The 24,618-nt window shown below is 36.9% G+C and carries 33 protein-coding genes; 3 read left to right on the top strand and 30 right to left on the bottom strand.

From position 1 onward, the window contains the following. Positions 1–2 precede the first annotated feature (2 nt). The 21 genes from rpmD to nox all read right to left on the bottom strand — a co-directional run bounded on the left by rpmD (position 3) and on the right by nox (position 10,329). A complete protein-coding gene (gene rpmD, locus NW240_RS06965; protein ID WP_090289501.1) occupies positions 3–182 on the bottom strand; it encodes a 50S ribosomal protein L30 in 180 nt (59 codons plus the stop codon). 11 nt (positions 183–193) lie between these two features. Next, positions 194–697 (bottom strand): 30S ribosomal protein S5, encoded by a 504-nt coding sequence (gene rpsE / locus NW240_RS06960; RefSeq protein WP_258436801.1) that lies wholly within the window; start codon positions 695–697, stop codon positions 194–196. 20 nt (positions 698–717) lie between these two features. Then, on the bottom strand, positions 718–1,074 hold the full coding sequence (gene rplR, locus NW240_RS06955; RefSeq protein WP_258436799.1) for a 50S ribosomal protein L18: 357 nt from the start codon (positions 1,072–1,074) through the stop codon (positions 718–720). A 45-nt stretch (positions 1,075–1,119) separates the two neighbouring features. Next, the gene (gene rplF, locus NW240_RS06950; RefSeq protein ID WP_258436798.1) at positions 1,120–1,656 is read right to left on the bottom strand and encodes a 50S ribosomal protein L6; all 537 of its coding nucleotides are present in this window, start codon (positions 1,654–1,656) and stop codon (positions 1,120–1,122) included. A 30-nt stretch (positions 1,657–1,686) separates the two neighbouring features. Next, positions 1,687–2,085 (bottom strand): 30S ribosomal protein S8, encoded by a 399-nt coding sequence (gene rpsH / locus NW240_RS06945; protein ID WP_258436797.1) that lies wholly within the window; start codon positions 2,083–2,085, stop codon positions 1,687–1,689. Between the two features lie 34 nt (positions 2,086–2,119). Beyond that, positions 2,120–2,305 carry a type Z 30S ribosomal protein S14 gene (locus NW240_RS06940; protein ID WP_258436796.1) on the bottom strand — a complete coding sequence of 62 codons (186 nt, stop codon included), beginning with the start codon at positions 2,303–2,305 and terminating at the stop codon, positions 2,120–2,122. A gap of 14 nt (positions 2,306–2,319) precedes the next feature. Then, positions 2,320–2,862, bottom strand: coding sequence for a 50S ribosomal protein L5 (gene rplE / locus NW240_RS06935; RefSeq protein WP_258436795.1), 543 nt, complete (start codon positions 2,860–2,862; stop codon positions 2,320–2,322). Between the two features lie 20 nt (positions 2,863–2,882). Then, on the bottom strand, positions 2,883–3,188 hold the full coding sequence (gene rplX / locus NW240_RS06930) for a 50S ribosomal protein L24 (RefSeq protein WP_258436794.1): 306 nt from the start codon (positions 3,186–3,188) through the stop codon (positions 2,883–2,885). Positions 3,189–3,214: 26 nt separating this feature from the next. After that, positions 3,215–3,583 carry a 50S ribosomal protein L14 gene (gene rplN / locus NW240_RS06925; RefSeq protein ID WP_258436792.1) on the bottom strand — a complete coding sequence of 123 codons (369 nt, stop codon included), beginning with the start codon at positions 3,581–3,583 and terminating at the stop codon, positions 3,215–3,217. Positions 3,584–3,614: 31 nt separating this feature from the next. Continuing rightward, a complete protein-coding gene (rpsQ, locus tag NW240_RS06920) occupies positions 3,615–3,878 on the bottom strand; it encodes a 30S ribosomal protein S17 (RefSeq protein WP_258436791.1) in 264 nt (87 codons plus the stop codon). Positions 3,879–3,903: 25 nt separating this feature from the next. Next, positions 3,904–4,098: a 50S ribosomal protein L29 gene (gene rpmC, locus NW240_RS06915; RefSeq protein WP_090289511.1), complete on the bottom strand. Its 195-nt coding sequence runs from the start codon at positions 4,096–4,098 to the stop codon at positions 3,904–3,906. After that, positions 4,088–4,522 (bottom strand): 50S ribosomal protein L16, encoded by a 435-nt coding sequence (gene rplP / locus NW240_RS06910; protein ID WP_258436790.1) that lies wholly within the window; start codon positions 4,520–4,522, stop codon positions 4,088–4,090. Before rplP ends, rpmC begins: the two co-directional genes overlap by 11 nt. A gap of 2 nt (positions 4,523–4,524) precedes the next feature. After that, positions 4,525–5,181, bottom strand: coding sequence for a 30S ribosomal protein S3 (gene rpsC / locus NW240_RS06905; RefSeq protein ID WP_258436789.1), 657 nt, complete (start codon positions 5,179–5,181; stop codon positions 4,525–4,527). Positions 5,182–5,184: 3 nt separating this feature from the next. After that, positions 5,185–5,541, bottom strand: coding sequence for a 50S ribosomal protein L22 (rplV, locus tag NW240_RS06900; protein ID WP_258436787.1), 357 nt, complete (start codon positions 5,539–5,541; stop codon positions 5,185–5,187). A gap of 18 nt (positions 5,542–5,559) precedes the next feature. Further along, complete coding sequence (gene rpsS / locus NW240_RS06895) at positions 5,560–5,841, bottom strand: 30S ribosomal protein S19 (RefSeq protein WP_090289515.1); 282 nt, start codon at positions 5,839–5,841, stop codon at positions 5,560–5,562. A gap of 31 nt (positions 5,842–5,872) precedes the next feature. Next, on the bottom strand, positions 5,873–6,703 hold the full coding sequence (gene rplB / locus NW240_RS06890) for a 50S ribosomal protein L2 (protein WP_258436786.1): 831 nt from the start codon (positions 6,701–6,703) through the stop codon (positions 5,873–5,875). A 33-nt stretch (positions 6,704–6,736) separates the two neighbouring features. Then, positions 6,737–7,033: a 50S ribosomal protein L23 gene (locus tag NW240_RS06885; protein ID WP_090289517.1), complete on the bottom strand. Its 297-nt coding sequence runs from the start codon at positions 7,031–7,033 to the stop codon at positions 6,737–6,739. Further along, complete coding sequence (gene rplD / locus NW240_RS06880) at positions 7,033–7,656, bottom strand: 50S ribosomal protein L4 (protein WP_258436785.1); 624 nt, start codon at positions 7,654–7,656, stop codon at positions 7,033–7,035. Before rplD ends, NW240_RS06885 begins: the two co-directional genes overlap by 1 nt. A 25-nt stretch (positions 7,657–7,681) precedes the next feature. Beyond that, on the bottom strand, positions 7,682–8,317 hold the full coding sequence (gene rplC / locus NW240_RS06875; protein WP_258436784.1) for a 50S ribosomal protein L3: 636 nt from the start codon (positions 8,315–8,317) through the stop codon (positions 7,682–7,684). 25 nt (positions 8,318–8,342) lie between these two features. Next, positions 8,343–8,651 carry a 30S ribosomal protein S10 gene (gene rpsJ, locus NW240_RS06870; protein WP_090289520.1) on the bottom strand — a complete coding sequence of 103 codons (309 nt, stop codon included), beginning with the start codon at positions 8,649–8,651 and terminating at the stop codon, positions 8,343–8,345. 343 nt (positions 8,652–8,994) lie between these two features. Then, the gene (gene nox / locus NW240_RS06865; protein WP_258436783.1) at positions 8,995–10,329 is read right to left on the bottom strand and encodes a H2O-forming NADH oxidase; all 1,335 of its coding nucleotides are present in this window, start codon (positions 10,327–10,329) and stop codon (positions 8,995–8,997) included. A 258-nt stretch (positions 10,330–10,587) separates the two neighbouring features. Here nox and ppdK point away from each other — a divergent pair, with 258 nt between their 5' ends. From ppdK to NW240_RS06850, 3 genes are read left to right on the top strand one after another with little or no spacing between them, the layout of a single operon-like run. Then, the gene (ppdK, locus tag NW240_RS06860; RefSeq protein ID WP_258436782.1) at positions 10,588–13,206 is read left to right on the top strand and encodes a pyruvate, phosphate dikinase; all 2,619 of its coding nucleotides are present in this window, start codon (positions 10,588–10,590) and stop codon (positions 13,204–13,206) included. 21 nt (positions 13,207–13,227) lie between these two features. Continuing rightward, a complete protein-coding gene (locus tag NW240_RS06855; protein WP_258436781.1) occupies positions 13,228–13,842 on the top strand; it encodes a helix-turn-helix transcriptional regulator in 615 nt (204 codons plus the stop codon). Between the two features lies 1 nt (position 13,843). Then, entirely contained in the window at positions 13,844–14,665 is an 822-nt protein-coding gene (locus NW240_RS06850; RefSeq protein WP_258436780.1) for a pyruvate, water dikinase regulatory protein, read from the top strand. Positions 14,666–14,737: 72 nt separating this feature from the next. On the opposite strand, the gene NW240_RS06845 is transcribed toward NW240_RS06850, so the two are convergent. The 9 genes from NW240_RS06845 to NW240_RS06805 form a co-directional block, all read right to left on the bottom strand. Continuing rightward, the gene (locus NW240_RS06845) at positions 14,738–15,946 is read right to left on the bottom strand and encodes a mechanosensitive ion channel (protein WP_258436779.1); all 1,209 of its coding nucleotides are present in this window, start codon (positions 15,944–15,946) and stop codon (positions 14,738–14,740) included. 122 nt (positions 15,947–16,068) lie between these two features. After that, entirely contained in the window at positions 16,069–17,256 is a 1,188-nt protein-coding gene (tuf, locus tag NW240_RS06840; RefSeq protein WP_258436778.1) for an elongation factor Tu, read from the bottom strand. A gap of 140 nt (positions 17,257–17,396) precedes the next feature. Further along, the gene (fusA, locus tag NW240_RS06835) at positions 17,397–19,487 is read right to left on the bottom strand and encodes an elongation factor G (protein ID WP_258436777.1); all 2,091 of its coding nucleotides are present in this window, start codon (positions 19,485–19,487) and stop codon (positions 17,397–17,399) included. Between the two features lie 79 nt (positions 19,488–19,566). Continuing rightward, positions 19,567–20,037: a 30S ribosomal protein S7 gene (gene rpsG, locus NW240_RS06830; protein WP_090289529.1), complete on the bottom strand. Its 471-nt coding sequence runs from the start codon at positions 20,035–20,037 to the stop codon at positions 19,567–19,569. A gap of 38 nt (positions 20,038–20,075) precedes the next feature. Then, positions 20,076–20,489, bottom strand: a complete 414-nt coding sequence (gene rpsL, locus NW240_RS06825; RefSeq protein ID WP_258436774.1) for a 30S ribosomal protein S12 — start codon at positions 20,487–20,489, stop codon at positions 20,076–20,078. Positions 20,490–20,759: 270 nt separating this feature from the next. Beyond that, positions 20,760–21,989, bottom strand: a complete 1,230-nt coding sequence (locus NW240_RS06820) for a hypothetical protein (RefSeq protein ID WP_258436773.1) — start codon at positions 21,987–21,989, stop codon at positions 20,760–20,762. A 140-nt stretch (positions 21,990–22,129) separates the two neighbouring features. Further along, positions 22,130–23,221 carry a hypothetical protein gene (locus NW240_RS06815; protein WP_258436772.1) on the bottom strand — a complete coding sequence of 364 codons (1,092 nt, stop codon included), beginning with the start codon at positions 23,219–23,221 and terminating at the stop codon, positions 22,130–22,132. A 195-nt stretch (positions 23,222–23,416) separates the two neighbouring features. Then, entirely contained in the window at positions 23,417–23,710 is a 294-nt protein-coding gene (locus NW240_RS06810) for a GNAT family N-acetyltransferase (protein WP_258436771.1), read from the bottom strand. 107 nt (positions 23,711–23,817) lie between these two features. Further along, positions 23,818–24,396 (bottom strand): TMEM175 family protein, encoded by a 579-nt coding sequence (locus NW240_RS06805; protein ID WP_258436770.1) that lies wholly within the window; start codon positions 24,394–24,396, stop codon positions 23,818–23,820. Positions 24,397–24,618 lie beyond the last annotated feature (222 nt).

Raw genomic sequence — 24,618 nt, 5'->3', positions numbered from 1 at the left:
ATTTAAGCTTCTTTTACTTCTACTAAGTGACTAATTGTTTGGAGCATTCCACGAATAGCTTCGTTATCTGGTTTTACAACTGTTTTATAAGTTTTTGTTAAACCTAAAGCTTTGGCAGTAGCTACATGATTCTTTTTACGACCAATTAGGCTACGTTTTAAAGTGATTTCTAAGTTTGCCATGGACTTTCCTCCTAACTTAATAATTCTTCTACTGTTTTACCACGCAATTCAGCAACTTCTTCAACAACTTTTAATTGTTTTAAAGCTTCCACAGTTGCGCGAATCATATTGATAGGTGTATTAGAACCTAATGATTTAGAAGTTACATCAGAAACACCTGCTAATTCCATAACGGCACGAACAGGTCCCCCTGCAGCCACTCCAGAACCGGCTTGGGCTGGTTTAATTAGCACGCGCCCACCACAGAATTCACCGATAACTTCATGAGGAATCGTTGTTCCTGCCATTGGGACAGTTACTAGGTTTTTCTTAGCCGCTTCGATTGCTTTACGAATTGCTTCTGGAACTTCTTGAGCTTTACCAGTTCCAAAACCAACGTGTCCTTCTTTATCTCCAACAACTACTAGTGCTGAGAAACGTAAACGACGTCCACCTTTTATAACTTTAGTTACTCGGTTAATCGCTACTACACGTTCTTCAATTTCACCTAAATTTTCTGGTTTAATATTAACCATCGATCGGTTTCCTCCTTTTCTTAAAATTCGAGTCCGTTTTCACGTGCAGCTTCAGCTAGGGCTTTAACACGTCCGTGATAGATATATCCGCCACGGTCAAATACTACTACTTTAATTCCTTTTTCAGCAGCGCGTTGAGCAATTAATTTACCAACAGCAGAAGCTTGTTCTGTTTTACTTGCTTTAGCTACTGACTCATCTTTACTAGAGGCACTTGCTAGCGTCACACCCGCTACGTCATCAATTAATTGAGCGTAGATGTTTGTATTTGAACGAAATACGTTTAAGCGTGGGCACTCAGCAGTACCAGAAATCTTATTACGAATACGATTATGGCGTTTTTTACGCGACTTGTTTTTATCTGGTTTAGTAATCACAATGGTCACCTCTTTAATTTAATTTTAATTTGATAAATAATACGATTATTTACCTGTTTTACCTTCTTTACGAATAACATATTCATCAACGTAACGAATCCCTTTACCTTTATATGGTTCAGGTGGGCGAACGCCACGAATGTTAGCTGCTAATTCGCCAACTTTTTCTTTATTATAACCGTTAACAATGATCTGAGTGTTTGAAGGAACTTCAAATGATACACCTTCTGAAGCTTCAAACTCAACTGGATGAGAAAGACCTACGTTTAGAACTAACTTACTACCTTGTAATTGAGCACGATACCCAACACCAATTAATTGAAGTTCTTTTTTAAAACCTTCAGAAACACCTACAACCATATTATTAACTAATGAACGAGTTGTACCATGTAATGAGCGATTTTCTTTTGAATCATTTGGACGTGTAAATGTAATTTCAGATTCATTAATTTCAATATTGATGTTTGGACTAACTTCTCTAGTTAATTCACCTTTTGGTCCTTTGACAGTCACTGTATGACCATCCATTGATACGGTTACGCCAGCTGGAATTGTTACGGGATTTTTTCCTATACGACTCACAGGGCTGCACCTCCTTTTATTTTATAAGTTTTACCAAATATAAGCTAATACTTCGCCACCAATACCTTGTTGACGAGCTTCTTTATCTGTTACAACACCATTAGATGTTGAGATGATTGCTATTCCTAAACCATTTAATACTTTAGGAATATCTTCTGACTTAGCATAAATTCGTAATCCTGGTTTAGAAATACGCTTAATACCTGTTATAACCTTTTCATCATTACGTCCATACTTCAAGAAGATAGTAATTTCATTTTGCTTATTATCTTCAGTGATTTCAAAATTCTTGATGAAACCTTCTCTTTTTAAGATTTCAGCAATCGCAATTTTAGCATTTGAAGAAGGTGCAGATACTTTTTTATGTCCTACACTGTTTGCATTACGAATTCTTGTTAGAAAATCTGCAATTGGATCTGTCATTGCCATGTGGATTTACCTCCTTTGATTAATTATATATTTCTTACCAGCTTGCTTTTTTCACGCCTGGAATTTGTCCTTTATAAGCAAGTTCGCGGAAGCAAATACGGCAAAGCTTGAACTTACGGTAAACAGAGTGCGGACGACCACAACGTTCGCAGCGAGAATACTCTTGAACCTTGAACTTTGGTTTGCGTTGGTTTTTAATTCTCAGTGATGTTTTAGCCAAAGATAATGCCTCCTTTATTTCTTAAATGGCATGCCTAATTCTTTTAGAAGGGCATGTGATTCTTCATCAGTGTTTGCAGTAGTTACAACAACAATGTCCATCCCACGTACTTTATCTACATTATCGTAGCTAATTTCCGGGAAGATTAATTGTTCTTTAACACCTAGTGTATAGTTACCACGACCGTCAAAAGCACGACTAGAAATTCCTTGGAAGTCTCTTACTCGTGGTAAAGCGACAGAAATTAATTTATCTAGAAAATCATACATTCTCTCGCCACGTAAAGTTACTTTCGCACCAATTGGCATTCCTTCACGCAGACGGAAACCGGCGATTGATTTCTTAGCTTTAGTAATGATTGGTTTTTGACCTGATAGTAAAGTTAACTCATCAACTGCTTTTTCTAAGTTTTTTGTGTTACCTGTTGCGTCACCCACGCCCATGTTTACTACTATTTTTTCAACTTTTGGGACTTGCATAATTGAAGAATAATTAAATTGCTCTACCAATTTTGGGGCAACTTCATTAAGATATTTTTCTTTTAAACGATTTGTCATTTAAAGTTCCTCCCTTCTAATTAATTGATAGTTTTATCTGACTTTTTAGCAAAACGAACTTTTTTACCATCTTCAAATCGGTAACCTACGCGAGTTGCTTCGCCAGTTTCAGGATCCACTAATTTTACATTAGATACATGAATCGCTGCTGGAAATTCTTCAATTCCACCCGTTTGTGTTTGGGTTGGCTTGCGATGTTTTTTCGCAATATTGATACCTTCTACAACTACTTTATCTTCACTTGGAATACTTTTAATAACAGTACCTTGTTTCCCTTTATCTTTACCAGAAATCACAAGGACTTTATCTCCTGTTTTAATACGCATGAACTGTTTCCTCCTTTTTCTTAAAATTACAGAACTTCTGGAGCTAATGAAACAATCTTCATGAAGTTGTTATCACGCAATTCACGTGCAACCGGTCCAAAGATACGTGTCCCACGTGGGCTCTTATCGTCTCGAATAATTACACATGCATTTTCGTCGAATTTAATATAAGAACCATCTTTACGACGAGCTCCTGATTTAGTTCGAACGATTACCGCTTTAACAACATCACCTTTTTTGACAACTCCACCTGGCGTTGCATGTTTAACCGTTGCAACGATGATGTCACCTATATTAGCTGTTTTGCGCCCTGATCCGCCTAACACTTTAATTGTCAACACTTCACGAGCTCCTGAATTATCAGCAACTTTCAATCGACTTTCCTGTTGAATCATTTCGTTATCCTCCTTCCGATTTTCGCAATTATTAGATAATTACTGCTTCTTCAACAATTTCTAATAAACGGAAGCGTTTCGTAGCAGATAATGGACGAGTTTCCATGATACGTACGATGTCGCCTTCTTTAGCTTTATTTAACTCATCATGAGCTTTATATTTTTTAGAATATTTTACACGTTTACCGTATTTAGGGTGTGTTTTACGAGTGTCTACTTGTACAGTAATAGTTTTATCCATTTTATCTGACACCACACGTCCTTGGTAAACTTTACGTTGATTACGTTCAGTCATTTAATATGTGCCTCCTTTGTCGTTTTTACTTAGACAATTCTTGCTCACGCAAGACTGTTTTTATGCGAGCAATAGATTTACGTACTTGACGTAAACGGGCAGTGTTTTCTAATTGTCCTGTTGCTAATTGGAATCGAAGGTTAAACAATTCTTGCTTGAATTCTTTTTCTTTTTCAACCATTTCAGCAGTGGATAATTCTCTTATTTCATTAATTTTCATTCGATTCACCACCATATTCTTCACGTTTTACAAATTTTGTTTTGATTGGTAATTTATGGGAAGCTAAACGGAAGGCTTCTCTAGCGATTTCTTCGCTTACACCGTCAATTTCAAAAAGAACTTTCCCACGTTTTGTAGGTGCTACCCATCCTTCAGGTGCCCCTTTACCTTTACCCATACGAACACCAATAGCTTTACTTGTATATGATTTGTGAGGGAAGATCTTAATCCATACTTTCCCACCACGTTTCATATAACGTGTCATAGCGATACGGGCAGCTTCGATTTGACGGTTGGTAATCCAACCAGTCTCTGTAGCTCTTAAACCGTATGATCCGAAGTCAACTTGCTTTCCACCTTTTGCTTCTCCGCGCATTTTACCACGGAATTCGCGACGGTGTTTTACACGTTTAGGTACTAACATGATTAATTTCCTCCTCTCTGAGAGTTGTTTTTAGTTGGTAAGATTTCTCCACGACAAATCCATACCTTAACTCCAAGTTTTCCATATTGAGTGTCTGCTTCTTCCCAAGCATAGTCAATATCAGAACGAAGTGTATGTAAAGGAACTGTTCCTTCTGTATAATGCTCAGTTCTTGCCATATCTGCACCGTTTAAACGGCCTGAAACCATTGTTTTAATTCCTTTAGCGCCAGCTCTCATCACGCGTTGGATGGCTTGCTTTTGAGCGCGACGGAATGCCACACGGTTTTCTAACTGTTGAGCAATATCTTCTGCAACTAGTTTTGCATCTAATGCTGGCTCTTTAATTTCAACAATGTTTAATTGAACTTGTTTGCCAGTTAATTTGTTTAGTTCAGCACGTAACACGTCTACTTCTGATCCACCTTTACCAATAACCATTCCTGGCTTAGCTGTGTTAACAGAAACGACAACGCGGTTTGCTGCACGTTCAATTTGAATAACGGATACAGAGGCATCAGCTAATTTCTTGTATAGATACTCACGAATCTTGATATCTTCGTGTAAATAGTCTGCATATTGCTTATCTGCATACCATTTAGTATCCCAATCGCGGATGATGCCAACTCGCATTCCAATCGGATGTACTTTTTGACCCATTAATTAAGCCTCCTCTTTTTCTGATACCACAATTGTGATGTGGCTTGTACGTTTTAAGATCGGTGAAGCTGATCCTTTAGCACGTGGACGGAAACGTTTCATCGTTGGTCCTTCGTTAACGTATGCTTCACTTACATACAATGTTTCTAAATCTAAGTCATAATTATGTTCAGCATTTGCAATTGCTGACTTTAATACTTTTTCAATAATTGGCGAACCAGCTTTTGGAGTGAACTTCAAAATAGCCATTGCTTCTCCAACTTGCTTGCCCCTGATAAGATCCATTACTAAGCGAGCTTTACGAGGAGCAATTCGAACTGTTTTTGCCATTGCTTTAGCAGATGTAATTTGTTCAGACATCTTATATACCTCCTCTTATTAGCGTTTCTTAGTTTTCTTATCTTGGTCAACGTGGCCTCTATAAGTACGTGTAGGAACGAATTCTCCTAATTTATGACCCACCATGTCTTCTTGGATAAATACCGGAACGTGCTTACGGCCATCATATACAGCAATTGTCATCCCAATAAAATTAGGGAAAATTGTTGAACGACGAGACCATGTCTTAATCACTTGTTTTTTCTGGGCATCTTGTTGAGCCTCTACCTTTTTCATTAAATGTTCATCAATAAAAGGTCCTTTTTTCAAACTACGAGTCACAATGTAGCCTCCCTTCAGAATTTATTGGTTATTATTTCTTGCGTCCGCGAATAATTAATTTGCTAGATTTCTTCTTAGTATTACGAGTCTTAACACCCATAGCTTTTTTACCCCATGGAGTCATTGGTGACGGACGTCCGATTGGAGCGCGACCTTCACCACCACCGTGTGGGTGATCATTAGGGTTCATTACAGATCCACGTACAGTTGGACGCTTAGATAACCAACGTGAACGACCTGCTTTACCGATATTAATCAATTCGTGTTGTTCGTTACCTACTGTTCCGATTGTTGCACGGCAAGTTGATAAAATCATGCGAACTTCACCTGAGTTTAAGCGAACTAGGGTGTATTTACCTTCTTGACCTAAAACTTGAGCACTTGTACCAGCTGAACGAATTAATTGTCCACCTTTTCCAGGTTTTAATTCAATGTTATGAATAACAGTACCTACTGGAATATTAGCTAATGACAAAGCATTTCCAATTTGAATATCAGCATTGTCGCCCGACTCAATTTTTTGACCTACTTTAAGGCCTTTAGGTGCCAGAATATATGTTTTAACACCGTCTTCATAATGCACTAGAGCAATATTGGCTGTACGATTTGGATCGTACTCAATTGTTTTAATTGTTCCAACTACTCCATCTTTATTACGTTTAAAGTCAATGACACGGTAGGCACGTTTGTTTCCACCACCATGGTGACGTACAGTAATTTTCCCTTGACCATTACGACCTGCACGTTGTTTTTGTGACTCTAACAATGTTTTTTCAGGTGTTTTTGTAGTGATCTCTGAAAAATCATATCCAGTCATGTTACGACGTCCATTTGTCGTCGCTTTATAATGTTTAATTGCCACTGCGTTACCCTCCTATTTTATTATTTTCAAGAATTACTCAGCGTCTTCGCCAAATAATTCGATCCGGTTTGAATCTTCTGTTAAGGTAACCACTGCTTTTTTGTACTTACGAGTGAAACCTTGATAACGTCCCATTCTCTTTGCTTTCCCATCTACGTTAATCGTATTAACTTTTGCTACTTTAACACCTTCAAACATTGCTTCAACAGCTTGCTTGATGTGAGTCTTGTTAGCACGACGGTCAACTTCGAAAGTATATTTATTATCATCAATGGCTAGCATTGATTGCTCGGTAATTACTGGACGTAATAGAACTTCTGATAATTGCATTATGCTAAAGCCTCCTCTACTGTTGAAAGCGCAGCTTTTGTGATTAAAACACGATCCGCATTAATCACATCTAAAACATTCACATTTAAATCATCAATCACTTTTACATTTGGAATGTTACGTGCTGATAAGTATGCTGTTTCATTTGCACCTTCTAAGATCAATAATGTTTTGCTATCAACATTTAAGTTGTTTAATACTGCTTTGAATTCTTTTGATTTCGGTGCGTCAAAGACTAATTCGTCAACAACTGTTAACTTCTCATCAATCACTTTTTGAGATAGTACAGAGTTTAATGCTAAACGACGCATTTTTTTAGGTAATTTATAACTATATGAACGAGGTGTTGGTCCAAAGACAACTCCACCGCCTACCCATTGTGGTGATCTTGTAGAACCTTGACGCGCACGTCCTGTTCCTTTTTGTCTCCATGGTTTACGTCCCCCACCGCTAACGGCTGAGCGGTTTTTTACCGCGTGAGTTCCTTGACGTAGTGAAGCTCTTTGCATTACGACTGCTTCAAAAACTACCGCTTCATTAGGTTCGATTCCGAAGATCGTTTTATTTAATTCAACTTCTCCTGCTTGTGTTCCATCTTGTTTAAATAATGTAACTTTTGGCATTTGCTCGTTCCTCCCCTCTTAAATATTATTTAACTGTTTTAATTGCTTGTTTAATTTCAACGAGTGATTTTTTAGCCCCTGGAACGTTTCCTTTAATAAGAATTACATTGTTTTCGCTATCTACTGATACAATTTCCAGGTTTTGAATAGTAATACGCTCGCCACCAGTTTGTCCAGGTAATTTTTTACCTTTGAATACTTTAGAAGCATCTGATGCCATACCCATTGATCCAGGACGACGGTGGTAACGAGAACCGTGAGCCATAGGTCCACGAGATTGTCCATGACGCTTAATAGCACCTTGGAACCCTTTACCTTTTGATGTACCCGTCACATCGACGATATCACCAACTGCGAATGTTTCAACTGTGATTTCTTGCCCTACTTCATAATCTCCTAGCTCAACATCACGAAATTCGCGAACGAAGCGCTTAGGAGTAGCATTAGCTTTTGCTACATGACCCTTGTGCGGTTTGTTTGTCAACACTTCACGTAAATCTTGATATCCCACTTGAACTGCTTCATAGCCATCTGTTTCAACTGTTTTAACTTGTAAAACAACGTTAGCAGGAGCTTGGATAACTGTTACTGGGATCAATTCGCCATTTTCTGTAAAGTATTGAGTCATTCCGACTTTAGTTCCTAAGATTCCTTTGGTCATGAGTACACCTCCATTATTTTATTTTTTATAATTTGATTTCTACGTCCACACCACTTGGTAAGTCTAACTTCATTAAAGCATCTACTGTTTTTGCAGTAGGATTAACGATGTCAATCAAACGTTTGTGTGTACGCATTTCGAACTGCTCACGAGAGTCTTTGTATTTGTGTGTTGCACGAATAACGGTATAGACTGTACGATCTGTTGGTAGAGGGATTGGACCTGAAGTCTTAGCCCCTGTTCTTTGAGCAGATTCAACTATTTTCGCTGCAGAAACATCAAGAGCACGGTGCTCATAAGCCTTTAAGCGAATACGAATTTTTTGATTTGCCATTTTTTATTTCCTCCTTCGTCAATATAAAATATGTGACTTGCTCCACAAGAATTTCTAACAAACCAGCCCTTGGCAACTCGGCCTAGCGTGTCACAACCTCTCGTTTCACTGCATGCCGCCCTTTTCTCAAGGGCTCGTGTTGATTTTTGGGTAAAACCCTCCAATTGACACAACCGATATTATACCGAACATATTATGGTAATGCAAGCTATGTTTAAAGTTTTTTCAAATAAAAAAAGGTAGCTTTTAATCTTTGAAAAAGCTGAAAAGGACTACTAGCTTTTTTAAATGGATCATAATTGCTACCTTATTATATAGAAGATATTGTCTTGCCTTGCTCTAATTATTTTTTAGCTTTTAAAGCAGCCACAGTGATGTAATTATAAGGTTGGTTAAAGTGCGGTAAGAAGAAGGTATCCAGTAATGCTAACTTATCAATTGTGACCTCTTCTTGAATAGCTAAGGAGAACATGTGGATTAATAAAGACACATCGTAATCTGATGCTAACTGAGTCCCTACTATACGACGACTTGCCTTTTCATAAATAATTCTGATTTTGACTTGATGATTTTCAGGCATGAAACCCGGAAACTGTGTATCTTCATGATCAACATATTCTACATCAATATTTGCTTGTTCAGCTGCTTTTAACGTCAAACCGGTCGAAACTAATTTTAAGTTGAAAATATTAATTCCGTTTGAGCCTTGAACACCAGCTCCTTCTAACTCTGTGCCAGCAAGGTTATGAGCAGCCACAATACCCGAGCGAACTGCATTAGACGCTAAGGCAATGTATGTTGTACCTTGAATGGCATTCGAATAATTGCTTGCACAATCGCCAATCGCATAAACATCATCATCTGATGTTTTAAAATGACGGTCTACAAGGTATGCTCCACCTTCAAATAAGTCAAGGTGATTTTTACCTAACTCAGTATTGGCGCGGAAGCCAATAGAGTTAATCACTACATCAGCATCATAAGTCCCTTTATTAGTTCTGACTGCTATAACTTTACCATTATCACCGATATATTCTTGAACTAATTCACCAAAATGCGTCGAAATACCATTATTCTTTAAGTTTTCGTCCATCATTTTCGCAAATTCTGGATCATAATAACTAGCTAGCGATGTATTTTCTGCATCAAAAATACGAACATTCTTCCCACGTCTCTTAGCAGCTTCAGCAATTTCGACACCGATATAACCCGCGCCAATTACACAAACATTTTTAGCCGATTCATCTGCCAAAGCTTTATCAACCGCTTGTCCTTCTTGGAATAATTTCAAGAAATGTAATCCTTCCAAATCATATCCCGGAAACTTTGGAGAAATTGGCAACGATCCAGTTGCTAAGATTAATTTGTCATAGCTTTCTTCAAACTTCTCGCCATCTTTTTTCTGAGCGTATACCTTTTTATTTGAAAAATCAATGTTTGAAACCTCAGTTTCAGTGTAAATACGGGCTCCTTTTTTTGCAAAAGCCTCCTCATTAGTATAGAAAAGCCCCTTATAATCATCAATTTGTCGTCCAACCCATAGAGCTGTTCCACACCCTAGGTAAGACAGATTTGAATTACGCTCCAACATTACAATTTCATGTTCTGGATAATTTTCTAGCAAGGTATTTGCCGCTGCTATTCCGGCATGGTTTGTTCCAATAATAATTATCTTCATAAGTATTTCTTCCCCCAAATTATTTTTTTCACATATAATTTTACTTCTTAATTTTAACATCCCCTTGGAAATAAGACAATTTTTTACTTCCTTATTATATATTGACTTTAAAGGTATAGTGAACATTTTAATGTGTGACATCATTGAAGTTATACTCGGTTAAAATAATTTATTTTACATCTTTTTTATAATTGACAACTAATAGTATGCATTATATAATATGATAAGTTGCATTAATTAAATTTAGGAGGATTGCTGATGAAACGTGTGTATGCATTTGGTGAAGGAAATGCCAAAATGAAAGATCTATTAGGTGGAAAAGGAGCCAACTTGGCTGAAATGACTACCCTTGGTTTCCCAGTACCCCAAGGATTTACCATCTCAACTCAAGCGTGTTTAGAATACTTAAAGGAGTCTAAAGGATTAAAAACTGAGCTTAAGGATGAAATTACGCAAGCCGTAAATCATCTTGAAGCTATCTCAGGCAAGACTTTTAATGATCCAGAAAAATTATTGTTAGTTTCTGTTCGCTCTGGAGCAAAAATTTCTATGCCAGGTATGATGGATACTATTTTAAACTTAGGCCTTAACGATGAGAATGTTTTAAAATTAGCTCATATCACCAACAACGAACGCTTCGCTTACGACTGTTATCGTCGCCTGCTTCAAATGTATGGGAACGTCGTTTATGAAATCGATATGAGTAAATTTGAAAAAATCCTTAATCAAGTTAAAATAGATAATCATTTACACTATGATTACGAACTGACAGCTGACCACCTTAAAGGAATCGTTAAGGATTATCAAGCTGTCTATCAAGAAGAATTGAACCATCCATTCCCTCAAGATGTTTACCAACAAATTTACGCAGCTGTAGAAGCAGTCTTTAAATCATGGAATAACCAACGAGCTATTGTCTATCGTCGCTTAAATAATATTCCAGATGACTTAGGTACAGCTGTCAACATTCAGGAAATGGTCTTTGGTAATAGTGGTGAATCATCGGGTACAGGAGTTCTCTTTACACGCAACCCAGCAAACGGTAAGCACGAATTATATGGTGAATATCTAACCAATGCACAGGGTGAAGATGTTGTTGCTGGAATTCGTACACCTGTTTCAATCAATCGATTACGTGATCAATTCCCTGAAATTTATCAAGAAATTTTAGAATTAACTGACAAATTAGAAAAACATTATTCCGATATGCAAGATATCGAATTTACTATTGAAGATAAAAAGTTATATATTCTTCAAACTAGAAACGGTAAGCGGACTGCTCAAGCAGCTGTAAAAATTGCGGTTGACTTTGTCAACGAAGGCATCTTAACAGCTGATAAAGCTCTCTTAACTATTAATCCAGAATCTCTACACACATTGCTTCACCCTGCTTTTGATCCGAACGCTTTAAATCAAGCAGAATTAATTTCTAAGTTAGGACTACCAGCTAGTCCTGGTGCTGCAACTGGGCAAATCGTTTTCGATGCAGTCACTGCAAAAGAGTGGGCAGATGCCGGCAAATCAGTTATATTAGTTCGTCACGAAACTTCACCAGAAGATATTGCAGGAATGAACTCCGCTAATGCTATTGTGACCAGCCAAGGGGGTATGACTTCTCATGCGGCTGTTGTCGCTCGTGGAATGGGTAAATGCTGTGTAGCAGGTTGTAGTGAATTAGACATCAATGAAGAGAAGAAGACTTTATCTTATCCTGGTGGCCAACTTAATGAAGGAGATGTTATTTCTGTAGACGGTACTACAGGCCGTCTATACATTGGTGAAATTCCAACGGTTGCAGGCGGAGCAAATGAGGACTTAGATAAAGTCTTAGAATGGTCTCGTCAATATGCTCAATTAGCTATTCGGATGAATGCAGAAACCGCTTCAGATATTGAAAATGGCTTGCGCTTTGGTGCAGTTGGGATTGGACTAGTTAGAACTGAGCATATGTTCTTCCAAGAAGATCGTCTAATAGCGATTCGTAAATTCCTACTTGCCAAGAATCCCGCAGATCGTCAAACATGTTTAGATGCTATCCGTAATTTCCAGACCGAAGATTTTTCTCATATCTTTGAGTTAATGCAAGATAAACCAGTTGTAGTTCGTTTATTGGATGCTCCGTTACATGAATTTTTACCGCATGGTCAAAATGAAATTAATCAAGTTGCTAAACAACTTCAAATCGATGCTTCTGAATTGAGTGACCGGGTACAGTCTATGAAGGAAGTTAACCCTATGATGGGCCACCGTGGTTGTCGTATGGGAATGTCTTACCCTGACTTATATATCATGCAAGCAGAAGCAGTTATTCGCTCAGCTATGAAAGTAGCAAAAGATAGTGTTAAAGTTAAACCAGAGATCATGATTCCTTTAGTAAGTAGTCAAGCTGAATTAGTTCACTTAAAATCAAAAATAAAAGAGCATTTAGAAAATGTTCTTGAGCAAGAAAAGATAAATATAGAATTTACAGTTGGGGTAATGGTTGAAACACCTCGCGCTTGTTTAATTGCTGATCAATTAGCAAACGAAGCTGAATTCTTCTCATTTGGTACTAATGATTTAACTCAATTAACATTTGGATACTCACGTGATGATGCTGGTAAATTCTTGAACCAATATCTTGAACAAGGCATCTTAAAAGATGATCCTTTCCAAACCATTGACACTTATGCTGTTAAAGAACTTGTTGAGATAGCAGTAGATCGCGGACGTTCTGTAAAAAACAACTTAAAAATTGGTGTCTGTGGAGAGCTAGGAGGAGACCCTCGTTCAATTGACCACTTCCACCAAGCAGGTCTTTCATATGTATCTTGCTCACCTTACCGTGTCCCAATTGCACAATTAGCCGCTGCACAAAGTGCTATTAAAAATGTTTAATAAATAACTAGGAGGGGAACTATGAAACTTTCACCCCGACAAGAAGAAATCATCTCAATTGTTAAAGAAAATGAACCAATCACCGGTGACGAAATTGCTAGTAAGCTTGGTTTAACAAAATCAACATTGCGTAGTGATTTCGCTGTCTTAACTATGACGGGCATCCTCGATGCTCGTCAAAAAGTGGGTTATATATATTCTGGATTAACTGAAAAATCCCTGTTATATGAAGCTTTTTCAGAGTATCTCGTTAAAGATATTATGGTCCAGGCTATCACTGTCACCCCTGATACTACAGTCCAAAATGCAATTACTCACTTATTTATGTATGATGCTGGTTCCATATATGTAATTGATGAAGAAGACCACAAACTAGCAGGTATCGTGTCGCGTAAGGATTTACTCCGGTCAGCGATTGGTCAGTTAATGGACACTCCCTTAACAATTATAATGACCAGAATGCCAAATATTATTGTCGCTCAACCCGATCAAACGGTGCTTGATGCTGCACGTCTAATATCTGAACACCAGATTGATTCACTGCCAATTGTTACCGCTGACTATGAGATACTCGGCAAAGTATCAAAAACTCATATTGTGAATCTTCTGGTTGAATTAAGCCAATCGGAGGAATAATATGTCAGTTACAAATTCTTACAAATTCTATGTCATTTCGGACTCTGTCGGTGAAACGGCCTTACGCGCAACCAATGCTGCTTTAGCTCAATTCCCAAAGTTAACCAATATCGGTCTAAAAAGATTCCCATTTATTAATACTATGGATGAATTAAAACCTATACTTGAAGAGGCTGCTAAAGTTAATGCTATTTTAATCACAACCTTAGTTGATGAAAGACTTGAGCACTATGCTAGTGAATTTTCAAAGAAGAACGGATTAGATTATCATAATGTAATCCATCCTTTACTTAATCTTATTTCGCAAAAAACAAATATGTCAGCTACTGAAAAATCAGGAACCTTGCACCGACTCGATGATCACTACTTCGATCGTATTCAAGCTATTGAATTTGCTGTGAAGTATGACGATGGTAAGAATCGTAAAGGTTTCGAATTAGCGGATATTGTTTTACTTGGTGTATCACGTTCTTCTAAAACACCTTTAAGTATGTACCTAGCTAATAAGTCTTATAAGGTTGCCAATTTACCTATTTTTCCGGAAGTCCATATTCCTGATGAGATCTATCAAGCTGATTCTCGAAGAATCTTCGGTTTGATTGCCTCACCTTTATATATACAAAATATTCGAAAAAAAAGAGTTGAAATGATGGGTTTAGGCGAAAAAGCTACTTACTCTTCACTTGATAGAGTCAAACAAGAATTAATGTTTGCAGATGACCTCTATCATCGACTGGGAGCTACTGTAATTAATGTAGAGAATCAGTCGATTGAAGAATTAGCGGAACAAATTATTGGCCATTACAATCGACTCATTCAATAAGATTTATTTTAAAGTATAAAAAAGCTCGCAAATTCAATTAAGAATAGCGAGCTTTTTTATATTAATAATTAATTAAAATCTTTGATGTTCCTCTTCTTCGTGTTCAATACTTTTTTCAATATTTTCCAATTGGCGTGCTGCAAATTCCTTGCCTCCCAGTCCAACTGCAAGCGCAAAAGCAACAGCGGCTGCACTAAGAATGATGATAAAGGCGGCATTAACAATCGTTGGAGCAAATTTTAATTGATTCAATGTCATGAAAATTGCTAAAACGATAATGGCATAACGAACAAATTCTCCAAACACTTTACTACCTGATACTTCTTTTAAGAAGCTAGCAAGAATATTGCCACCTATTACTCCGACTGCTAAAATTAACGCGGCCGCAATTACATCCGGGATGTATGCAATAATAGAAGTACCTACAGCATTTAAAACCTCTAAGTTAAGAACAGATATAGCTTCAACAATGAAGAAAATAAGTAATAAGGATTTAGCTACTTGAGCAATCACACTTGAAATTTGAATGTGGTTTTCGCCTTTAAAATTCAAATATTTTGAATACTGATCGATACCAGATGTTTTTAATAAACTTTCTAATAAATCACCTAATAATTTTGCAATGAAACCACCTACAAAAACTAGAATAACTGCTACAATAATATTAGGAATAGCTGACATAACCGAATTCAACACACCTACAATTGGCGCTGAAATAGTTTGGATTCCCAAAGTTTCTAAAGCCACAGTTAAAATCGGAATAAAAATTAAGACATAAACAACAGTAGAAAGCACTTCAGCAAGATGAGCATCATTGACTCTTTCTTTTTCTTCCTGACCTGTCATTTTACTGTACCATTTATCTAAATTGAAACCTTCGAGTAAGTTTTGAGTTAACTGTTTAACAAATTTACAGAATAAATTGCCAATAAATATGATCAGAACAGCAGCAATAATATTCGGAATATATGCAAAAAATTTAGCAAACATATTAGATATCGGATCAACGACTCCTGCCAAACCTAATCCATTTAAAATGAATGGGACAAAGAAAAGTACAATAATAAAGTATAACAAGGTTCCAATTGTTTCTAAAAAGGCATTGGACTCCTCATCGGTTCTAGCTAACCCCCATTTTTGTAATTTTAAATCAAAGTCAATACTCTCCATGGCTTTAATCGCATATTTTCTAGCAAAATGAGCTAAAATCAGTGCGGCTATTAATAAAAGTAATGATCCTATTATTCCAGGAATAGTACTTACTATATTATTTAAATCCATAATCATTCCCCTTTCTTATTTTTAATTATCTTAAGTATAGCACGAGTATGGTTGATACAACAAATATTCCACGTAAATAAAAAAGCCAAGTAAACTACTTGGCTTTTTTCTTCATAAATTAATTAAGCATTAATTTTTGTAACAGTACCCGCACCTACAGTACGTCCACCTTCACGAATTGAGAAACGAGTTCCGTCTTCGATAGCGATTGGGTGAATTAATTCTACTGTCATAGATACATTGTCACCAGGCATAACCATTTCAGTTCCTTCTGGTAATTCTACAACACCAGTTACGTCAGTTGTACGGAAGTAGAATTGAGGACGATAGTTAGTGAAGAATGGAGTATGACGTCCACCCTCTTCTTTAGAAAGCACATATACTTCAGCTTCAAACTTAGTATGTGGAGTAATAGTTCCTGGAGCTGCTAATACTTGTCCACGCTCGATATCGTCACGAGTAACACCACGTAATAATGCACCAATGTTGTCCCCTGCTTCAGCATAGTCCAACATCTTACGGAACATTTCTACACCAGTTACAGTTGACTTCATAATTTCTTCGGCGATACCAACGATTTCAACTTCGTCACCTACACGAACTTGTCCACGTTCAACACGTCCAGTAGCAACTGTACCACGACCAGTAATTGAGAATACGTCTTCGACTGGCATCATGAATGGCTTATCTGTTTCACGTTCTGGTTCTGGAATATAAGCATCTACTTCTTCCATTAACTCTAATACTTTAGCTTCATAAGCTTCGTCGCCTTCTAAAGCTTTAAGAGCTGAACCTGCGATTACTGGAATGTCATCTCCTGGATAGTCGTATTCTGATAACATATCACGAACTTCCATTTCAACTAATTCTAATAATTCTTCATCGTCAACCATGTCTACTTTGTTTAAGAAGACTACGAAGTAAGGTACACCTACTTGACGAGATAATAAGATGTGCTCACGAGTTTGTGGCATTGGACCATCAGCTGCAGATACAACTAAGATTGCACCGTCCATTTGAGCAGCACCAGTGATCATGTTTTTAACGTAGTCCGCGTGTCCTGGAGCGTCAATATGCGCATAGTGACGGTTAGCTGTTTCGTACTCGATGTGAGAAGTATTGATTGTGATTCCACGTTCTTTTTCTTCTGGAGCGTTATCGATTGAAGCGTAGTCTTTAGCTTCACCAAATCCATTTTTAGCTAATACAGTTGCGATTGCAGCTGATAAAGTTGTTTTACCGTGGTCAACGTGTCCTAAAGTACCAATGTTAACATGTGGTTTCGTACGTTCGTATTTTTCTTTTGCCATTTGAGTAAATCCCCCTAATTTTTAAGTGTTTATAGATTATCCAATCTATCAAAATTATTATACCAAAGATATTGAAGTGAATTCAACGGATATTTACCTTAACCTTGGTCTTTCTTCTTTTAAACAATTATTGCTTATGATTAATTTTCTGAAGATCCACCATATTTTTTGATGATTTCTTCAGCAATTGATTTTGGAACATCTTCGTAGTGGTCAAATTGCATTGTAAATGTACCACGACCTTGAGTTGAAGAACGTAAAGTCGTTGCATATCCAAACATTTCTGATAATGGAATGAATGATTTAACAATTTGAGCATTTCCACGTGTTGAAGTACCTTCAATACGTCCACGACGAGAGTTCACGTGCCCCATAACATCTCCTAAATATTCTTCAGGAACTGTTACTTCAACAGCCATCATTGGTTCAAGGATTGAAGGTTGTGCTTTCTTAGCAGCAGCCTTAAGAGCCATTGAAGCAGCAACTTTATAAGCTGTTTCAGAAGAGTCAACATCATGATAAGATCCATCATAAAGCTTAGCTTTAATATCTACTAATGGGAATCCTGCTAGGACACCATTTTCCATCGCATCTTTCAATCCTGCTTCTACTGCTGGAATGTATTCACGAGGAACAACCCCACCAACAATCGCATTCTCAAACTCAAAGCCAGCGCCTTCTTCATTTGGTTCAAATTCAATCCAAACATGACCGTACTGACCTTTACCACCTGATTGACGAACAAATTTACCTTCAGCTTGTGTCGCAGCACGGAAAGTCTCACGGTATGAAACTTGTGGTGCACCAACCGTAGCTGAAACTTTAAATTCACGCTTCAAGCGGTCAACGATGATATCTAAGTGTAATTCTCCCATTCCGGCAATAATTGTTTGACCTGTTTCATGGTCAGTTGAAGCACGGAAGGTTGGATCTTCTTCAGCTAACTTAGCTAAGGCTAAGCCCATCTTATCTTGGTCAGCTTTTGAATCTGGTTCAATCGCTACTTCGATAACTGGATCAGGGAATTCCATTGATTCAAGAATAACTAAGTTATCTGGGTCACATAAAGTATCACCAGTTCCTGTATTCTTAAGACCAACAGCTGCAGCAATATCTCCTGAGAATACTTCAGCGATTTCTTCACGAGAGTTAGCGTGCATTTGTAGAATACGTCCTACACGCTCACGTGAATCTTTGGTCGCATTTTGAACATATGAACCAGACTCAAGCGTTCCTGAATAAACACGGAAGAAAGTTAAACGACCAACAAATGGGTCTGTCATTACTTTGAAGGCTAAAGCTGCAAATGATTCGCTATCATCAGCATGGTGTTCAATTTCCTTTTCAGTTCCTGGTTCGAAACCAATAATTGGTGGAACATCTAGTGGACTTGGTAAGTAATCAATAACTCCATCTAATAGGAGTTGAACCCCTTTGTTTTTGAAGGCTGTACCACAGAAAACTGGGTATAGGTCCACATTAACTGTTGCTTTACGGATAGCTTTTTTCAAAACATCTTCAGGAATTTCTTCACCTTCAAGATAAGCCATCATAATTTCTTCATCAGTATCAGCTACTGCTTCTACTAAAGTTGTGTAGTATTCAGCAGCTTTTGCTTGATATTCTTCAGGGATATCTGTTTCTTCAATTTCTGTCCCTAAGTCGTTATTATAAATATATGCTTTCTTATGAACGACATCGACAATTCCTTTGAATTCATCTTCAGATCCGATTGGAACTTGCATAGCCACTGCATTTGCGTCTAAGCGCTCATGAAGAGTTCTTAATGAATATTCAAAGTCAGCTCCCATTTTGTCCATTTTATTTACAAATACAATACGAGGTACTCCATAGGTAGTAGCTTGGCGCCAAACCGTTTCAGTTTGAGGCTCTACTCCTGATTGAGCATCTAATAAGGCAACTGCTCCATCCAATACACGTAATGAACGTTCAACTTCAACCGTAAAGTCCACGTGTCCTGGTGTGTCGATGATATTTACACGGTGTTCTTTCCATTGAGCTGTTGTTGCAGCAGAAGTAATGGTAATCCCACGTTCTTGCTCTTGCTCCATCCAGTCCATTTGAGCTCCACCATCATGAGTCTCACCAATTTTATGGATTTTACCGGTATAATACAAGATACGTTCAGTAGTCGTTGTCTTACCAGCATCTATATGGGCCATAATTCCAATGTTACGAGTTTTCTCAAGAGAAAATGCTCTTTTTCCCATGTATATTTACCCCTCTTTCCTTTTTTGAATCATTGTCTGTTAACAAAGAATTTCTAAGTTAACAATACCATTATAAATCTTACCAGCGGTAATGTGCAAAAGCTTTATTGGCTTCTGCCATTTTATGCATATCTTCACGCTTACGTACAGAAGCACCTGTGTTATTAGCTGCGTCCATAATTTCACGTGCTAAACGTTGTTCCATGGTTTTTTCACCACGTAAACGAGAATATGTCACTAACCAACGAATCGCTAAAGTATAACGACGTTCAGGTCTTACCTCAACTGGTACTTGATAGTTAGAACCTCCAACACGGCGAGCTTTAACTTCTAATAATGGCATGATGTTTTCAATGGCTTGTTCGAAAACCTCCATTGGATCTTGGCCTGTTTGTTCACGTATTACATCAAAGGCACTATACAAAATAGATGATGCTTTTCCACGTTTACCGTCAACCATTAAACGGTTGATTGTACGAGTTACTACTTTAGAATTATAAATTGGATCTGGTAACACTTCACGTTTAGGAATATTCCCTTTACGAGTCATTCAAACTCCTCCTTTCGAAAAATCGGTGATTGTTATAATTATGATTTAGGTTTCTTAGTACCGTATTTAGAACGGCTTTGCTTACGGTCATTAACACCGGCTGTATCCAGTGCTCCACGAACGATATGGTAACGTACCCCTGGTAAGTCTTTCACACGTCCGCCACGGATCAGTACCACACTGTGCTCTTGCAAGTTATGGCCTTCACCTGGGATATAAGCTGTTACTTCCATAAGGTTTGATAAACGAACACGGGCATACTTACGTAAAGCAGAGTTCGGTTTCTTAGGAGTCATAGTCCCTACACGTGTACATACCCCACGTTTTTGCGGAGACATTGTTTTTGTGTTAGAACGTTTGAAGCTGTTGTAACCTACGTTTAATGCGGGTGAATTTGATTTACTTACTTTTGATTTACGAGGTTTATTAACCAATTGATTAATTGTTGGCATCAAAAGTCCTCCTTCCATTATTTTCTTAGTCCACACATCCAAGTGTGTCATTTATAAATATAAATTTTTCGCAGACTTGAAAATATTTCAAACTGCGTTTCAGGGTGAATCTATAGCAGTCAGCACGACTGAATTTCAGGTATCTGTCAATAAAAACACCTTTATCATCTTACCATGTAGTTTTTTTTCCGTCAATTAATTTTCCCATATATTTTAAAAATCTTTTAATAAAAAAACTAGCATAGATTTTTCTATGCTAGTTTTAGGAAGTTAATCATATTGATCATCCATTCGCTCTTTAAGACTTTGTTTTAAATCTTCGTTGACTAGGTTCGAAGCATCCACTAAATCTTCTAATTTATTTTCATCTTTTTGTTTAAATAGTTTGGATGGATTGTATTTTTTATGAGTTAGCTTAAGAATCTTCTTGCGTCTTTGATGTTCTTTAATAATGGATGGGCGGTGTCGCAACCAACCAGTAATAATGATAGCAATCAGTCCCATCCCAATAAAACCTAAAATAGGATACATGATAGCCACTAATTCTTTAAACCCTAAAAAACTTAGCGCAAATCCTACTAAAGTGACTACTACATAGTAAGTATAAAACTTGTCGAGATGCTTACTAGATAAGCGACGCGCACAAGCAAAAAATAAACTGAGCGCTGTATTTAAAATCATTCCATAAATGATAAGTGACATAAGGAGACCTAATACTGGATGGATTTCATTCAAAATAATTTGCATGGGTATTTCCGCGTCTTTAACCACTTCAATTCGCATAAATAAAATGATAGTAATGGCAATTCCCATTAAGCCCACTAATATTCCCCCTATTAAACCGCCTAGACCAGCGAAGCGAGGTCGCAGGGCGTCACCACTGATAACTACCGCCATGGAAAAACCTGTTATGAAACACATTGAAAAATAATTTAAACTAGAAAGTATGATTGAAGGAAACAGTCGATTGAGTTCTTGACTCACTACTTCAATCTTTTCAAAATCATACTGATAGTTAAATAAAGTATAGAAGAAAGCCAGAATGATAAAAGAAATTAATACCGGTGTAAAAAAGCCAATGATTTGTTGGATTTTTTTAAAATTAAAGGATCCAATAATTAAAACTAATAACACACACAGGGCGCTACCCCAAATGCTATTTAAATTAAACTGCTGCTGTAAACTTGCTCCGGCGCCTGCTATCATCACAAAACCAATAACAAAACAAGTAAAAATTAACGCCCAGTCTAAAACCTTTTCGATCCAAGGAGATGTGATTTCACTCAGCACTATGCTGTGATGATCCGATTGGAAGTAAGATCCTAATTGCATAACAATAGCACCCATTAAGGCATGCATGAGCCCTACTAGGAATATGCCGAATAAGCCAATAGAACCAAAACTAATAAAATATTGCAGTAGCTCTTGGCCCGAAGCCAGCCCCGCCCCTGTGACTACTCCCACATAGGCGAAAGCAATCGTCAATGTCTTTCGATTCAAATAGAAACACTCCTTTATATATTTAAACAATTAAAAAGCGATGCATGATTTATGGAATCATGCATCGCTTTCATTCTATTACATGGCCCAAAATGTTTGGTAATCTTTTGCTATAAAAGCGTTGAAATCAACTTTTTTTACTAATACCTTAAAAGAGCAGAAAACTGTTGTTTAATCCCTTCAACTTTCTCCAATACGAGAGAGATTTTAGCCCCTTGATCCATGGCTTTGATTACCCAATGATTAAGAGCTTCAACATCTAATAAGTTGTCTGTATAGTATTGAATCACCCATTCTTCAATACGTCCTTCTTGAATCAGCTCTTTAATCTTTTCAAAATCATGAACAACCTTACCTTGATTACGCGCCTCTTCAATTTGGTTAATTTTTTCTTTTGCGAACTCTTGATGATTTTGACTAAGAGTCTCTTTTAAAAGTTTGGTTTTCGCTTTAGAATCCATAGATTGGAAAGGTTTATCAATTGTTGAACCATAATAAATAGCGCTGTTTTCATTAACCTTTTGGTAATGGCCTAAGTTCTCAACTGTTCCTGCTAATAAAATTGGCCGGTGATAATGCTTAGCTACTTCTTGCATTTTTTTATGCAGGTAATTAAAATATTTTGCACGATCGAGATCTTTTTCTTCTGGGGTGGCTCGGTGTCCATGATGCATACCAGGATCTTGTCGTCCACCATAAGAGTGTACATTGACTTGAGAGTCAGCGTCTAAATCGTCATAAATTTCTGAAAAGGCCTTTACTTCAATCGCAAGATCTAAAGTAAGAACTTCAGCATTAAACTGGTTAGCATCAAAGAAGTCTACTGAGTCTTTAGATATATCTGCGATGATTACTTCATGAAGTTCCTCATAATAAGCTAATAAAGGTAAGAGATAAAATTCATTTCCTAAATGGATAGAAGGTTTAAATTCATTGCGTAAATAGGCGACTTCAAGATTTTTAGGACTAATAAAAAGGGCTAGGCCTTCTTTAGTTTGATCCCAAAAATTTTTATCGTTTCGAATTCTTTCAATTTCTTTTAAAATATCGTTTGCTTCTTCATTGTCAGCTTCTTCTAGCTTAGACTTAACTTCTTGAATTAGATTCTTAAATTGAATAAGATCTTCTTGCCGATTTAAACCTCCACGATTGGTAGGCATGTAAAGCGAAAGCTGCATCAAATCCTCTTGACTTTGTATCTCTCTTAAATTTGCAATAAAACTGTGACCCATGTTGATCCTTCCTTTCTATATTTTGTTAATAAACTCAATACTTAGGTCGTAACCACTGTATTTTCCGACTTACTATTAAAATATTTGAAATAGATCTTCTATTTAAAAGGTTATCATGGTAGCGCTTTATTGTCTAATTAAAGACCTTAAAAAAACCAAAAGTAATTGAACATTACTTTTGGTTATATATATTGGTTAGAGTTGAGCTTTGCGCGCATCGATATGTCCATATTTTTCTGGTTCTTCATCAAATTTCCGAACAACAAACGGACAACTTGGATAAATAATTTTTCCTTGGTCTTTTATATGAGCAACTAATTCATCTAAAAGTTTTCCGGCTATCCCTTGTCCTCTTAAACGATCAGACGTATAGGTGTGATTAGCCACTACAAGTCGATCATCATCTGTATCCCGATAAGTAATCTCAGCTACCATCTCACCTTGCTCATCACGTAAAACAACTGCATGATCTTCTTTTAAGAATTCCATCGCTATTCCTCCTTATTTTACTGACTTTATATTATATATAGTATAGGCTATCCAATATAATTTTGTCACCCATTTCGCTTATAGGCTGATTTAAAATCTTTAATGACCTAGTTTTGATGAAGAATGCTCTCCAATCTCTTATCAGGAATGAACCAAAGTATAGCAATTGCCACATATATAACATATGAAACCATTGGTATATAAAGCGAAAAGACTAAAGCAATTAAGTACCCTATAAGTGACCCTTTTCCTTTTAAGTCTTTACCAATTCTTTCAGCTATCGCAGAATCTTTACCATTTACTCTAATTACTTCAGTTTGTAAAATATTATAAGTCAAAGCACACATTAGTAGCGTAAATCCATAGAAAAATGCAGGAAATTCAACAGATGGATTCAAACCCATCCATTCGGTTGAAGTAGGAATTAGAGTCATAAAAAATAACCATAGCAAATTACGCCATAAGATTTTTCCGGTTGCTATTTGTAATACTGCCAATAAGTGATGATGGTTAGCCCAATAAATTCCCACATAGGCATAACTTAAAATATATGCCAACAAAGTTGGATATATTTCCTTCAACCCTGCCATGTCCAAACTATCAGGTGTTTGTAGCTTTAAAACCATAATCGTAATGACAATCGCTAAAACACCATCGCTGAAAGCTTCCACTCTACTCGTACTCATTTTTCGTCTCCTTTATTTTCTTACATTCACTCATTCTCATTAAACTTTTGAATTTCCTTAAATATATCCTTTACATAATGAAACGGATTAAAATTTATCCATTAAGTAACAATTTAATTATACTTTTGTCTTACTGGTTTGTAAATATCACACTTGATAAGCTATTGATTAGATCATCTCAAAACGCTAAACTTTTTAACTAATAAGAAGTCGACTTTAGAG

This window comes from Facklamia sp. 7083-14-GEN3 (assembly GCF_024742075.1).
Taxonomy (GTDB): Bacteria; Bacillota; Bacilli; order Lactobacillales; family Aerococcaceae; genus Facklamia.
Note: the sequence above shows the minus strand (reverse complement) of the source record. Positions and strands in the feature narration are given on the sequence as shown.

Excerpts from the sequence above, each read along its gene's own strand:
- fusA (WP_258436777.1), bottom strand. The coding sequence starts at position 19,487 with ATGGGAAAAAGAGCATTTTCTCTTGAGAAAACTCGTAACATTGGAATT.
- rpsJ (WP_090289520.1), bottom strand. The coding sequence starts at position 8,651 with ATGGCAAATCAAAAAATTCGTATTCGCTTAAAGGCTTATGAGCACCGT.
- NW240_RS06810 (WP_258436771.1), bottom strand. The coding sequence starts at position 23,710 with ATGGAATTCTTAAAAGAAGATCATGCAGTTGTTTTACGTGATGAGCAA.
- ppdK (WP_258436782.1), top strand. The coding sequence starts at position 10,588 with ATGAAACGTGTGTATGCATTTGGTGAAGGAAATGCCAAAATGAAAGAT.
- NW240_RS06850 (WP_258436780.1), top strand. The coding sequence starts at position 13,844 with ATGTCAGTTACAAATTCTTACAAATTCTATGTCATTTCGGACTCTGTC.
- rpsG (WP_090289529.1), bottom strand. The coding sequence starts at position 20,037 with ATGACTCGTAAAGGGAATATTCCTAAACGTGAAGTGTTACCAGATCCA.
- rplD (WP_258436785.1), bottom strand. The coding sequence starts at position 7,656 with ATGCCAAAAGTTACATTATTTAAACAAGATGGAACACAAGCAGGAGAA.
- NW240_RS06845 (WP_258436779.1), bottom strand. The coding sequence starts at position 15,946 with ATGGATTTAAATAATATAGTAAGTACTATTCCTGGAATAATAGGATCA.
- NW240_RS06805 (WP_258436770.1), bottom strand. The coding sequence starts at position 24,396 with ATGAGTACGAGTAGAGTGGAAGCTTTCAGCGATGGTGTTTTAGCGATT.
- rplX (WP_258436794.1), bottom strand. The coding sequence starts at position 3,188 with ATGCGTATTAAAACAGGAGATAAAGTCCTTGTGATTTCTGGTAAAGAT.
- tuf (WP_258436778.1), bottom strand. The coding sequence starts at position 17,256 with ATGGCAAAAGAAAAATACGAACGTACGAAACCACATGTTAACATTGGT.
- nox (WP_258436783.1), bottom strand. The coding sequence starts at position 10,329 with ATGAAGATAATTATTATTGGAACAAACCATGCCGGAATAGCAGCGGCA.
- rplN (WP_258436792.1), bottom strand. The coding sequence starts at position 3,583 with ATGATTCAACAGGAAAGTCGATTGAAAGTTGCTGATAATTCAGGAGCT.
- NW240_RS06815 (WP_258436772.1), bottom strand. The coding sequence starts at position 23,221 with ATGGGTCACAGTTTTATTGCAAATTTAAGAGAGATACAAAGTCAAGAG.
- rpmC (WP_090289511.1), bottom strand. The coding sequence starts at position 4,098 with ATGAAAATTAATGAAATAAGAGAATTATCCACTGCTGAAATGGTTGAA.
- rplC (WP_258436784.1), bottom strand. The coding sequence starts at position 8,317 with ATGACCAAAGGAATCTTAGGAACTAAAGTCGGAATGACTCAATACTTT.
- rplP (WP_258436790.1), bottom strand. The coding sequence starts at position 4,522 with ATGTTAGTACCTAAACGTGTAAAACACCGTCGCGAATTCCGTGGTAAA.
- NW240_RS06855 (WP_258436781.1), top strand. The coding sequence starts at position 13,228 with ATGAAACTTTCACCCCGACAAGAAGAAATCATCTCAATTGTTAAAGAA.
- rpsE (WP_258436801.1), bottom strand. The coding sequence starts at position 697 with ATGGTTAATATTAAACCAGAAAATTTAGGTGAAATTGAAGAACGTGTA.
- rpsQ (WP_258436791.1), bottom strand. The coding sequence starts at position 3,878 with ATGACTGAACGTAATCAACGTAAAGTTTACCAAGGACGTGTGGTGTCA.
- NW240_RS06885 (WP_090289517.1), bottom strand. The coding sequence starts at position 7,033 with ATGCAATTATCAGAAGTTCTATTACGTCCAGTAATTACCGAGCAATCA.
- rpsC (WP_258436789.1), bottom strand. The coding sequence starts at position 5,181 with ATGGGTCAAAAAGTACATCCGATTGGAATGCGAGTTGGCATCATCCGC.
- rplE (WP_258436795.1), bottom strand. The coding sequence starts at position 2,862 with ATGACAAATCGTTTAAAAGAAAAATATCTTAATGAAGTTGCCCCAAAA.
- rpsL (WP_258436774.1), bottom strand. The coding sequence starts at position 20,489 with ATGCCAACAATTAATCAATTGGTTAATAAACCTCGTAAATCAAAAGTA.
- rpmD (WP_090289501.1), bottom strand. The coding sequence starts at position 182 with ATGGCAAACTTAGAAATCACTTTAAAACGTAGCCTAATTGGTCGTAAA.
- rplV (WP_258436787.1), bottom strand. The coding sequence starts at position 5,541 with ATGTCTGAACAAATTACATCTGCTAAAGCAATGGCAAAAACAGTTCGA.
- rpsH (WP_258436797.1), bottom strand. The coding sequence starts at position 2,085 with ATGGCAATGACAGATCCAATTGCAGATTTTCTAACAAGAATTCGTAAT.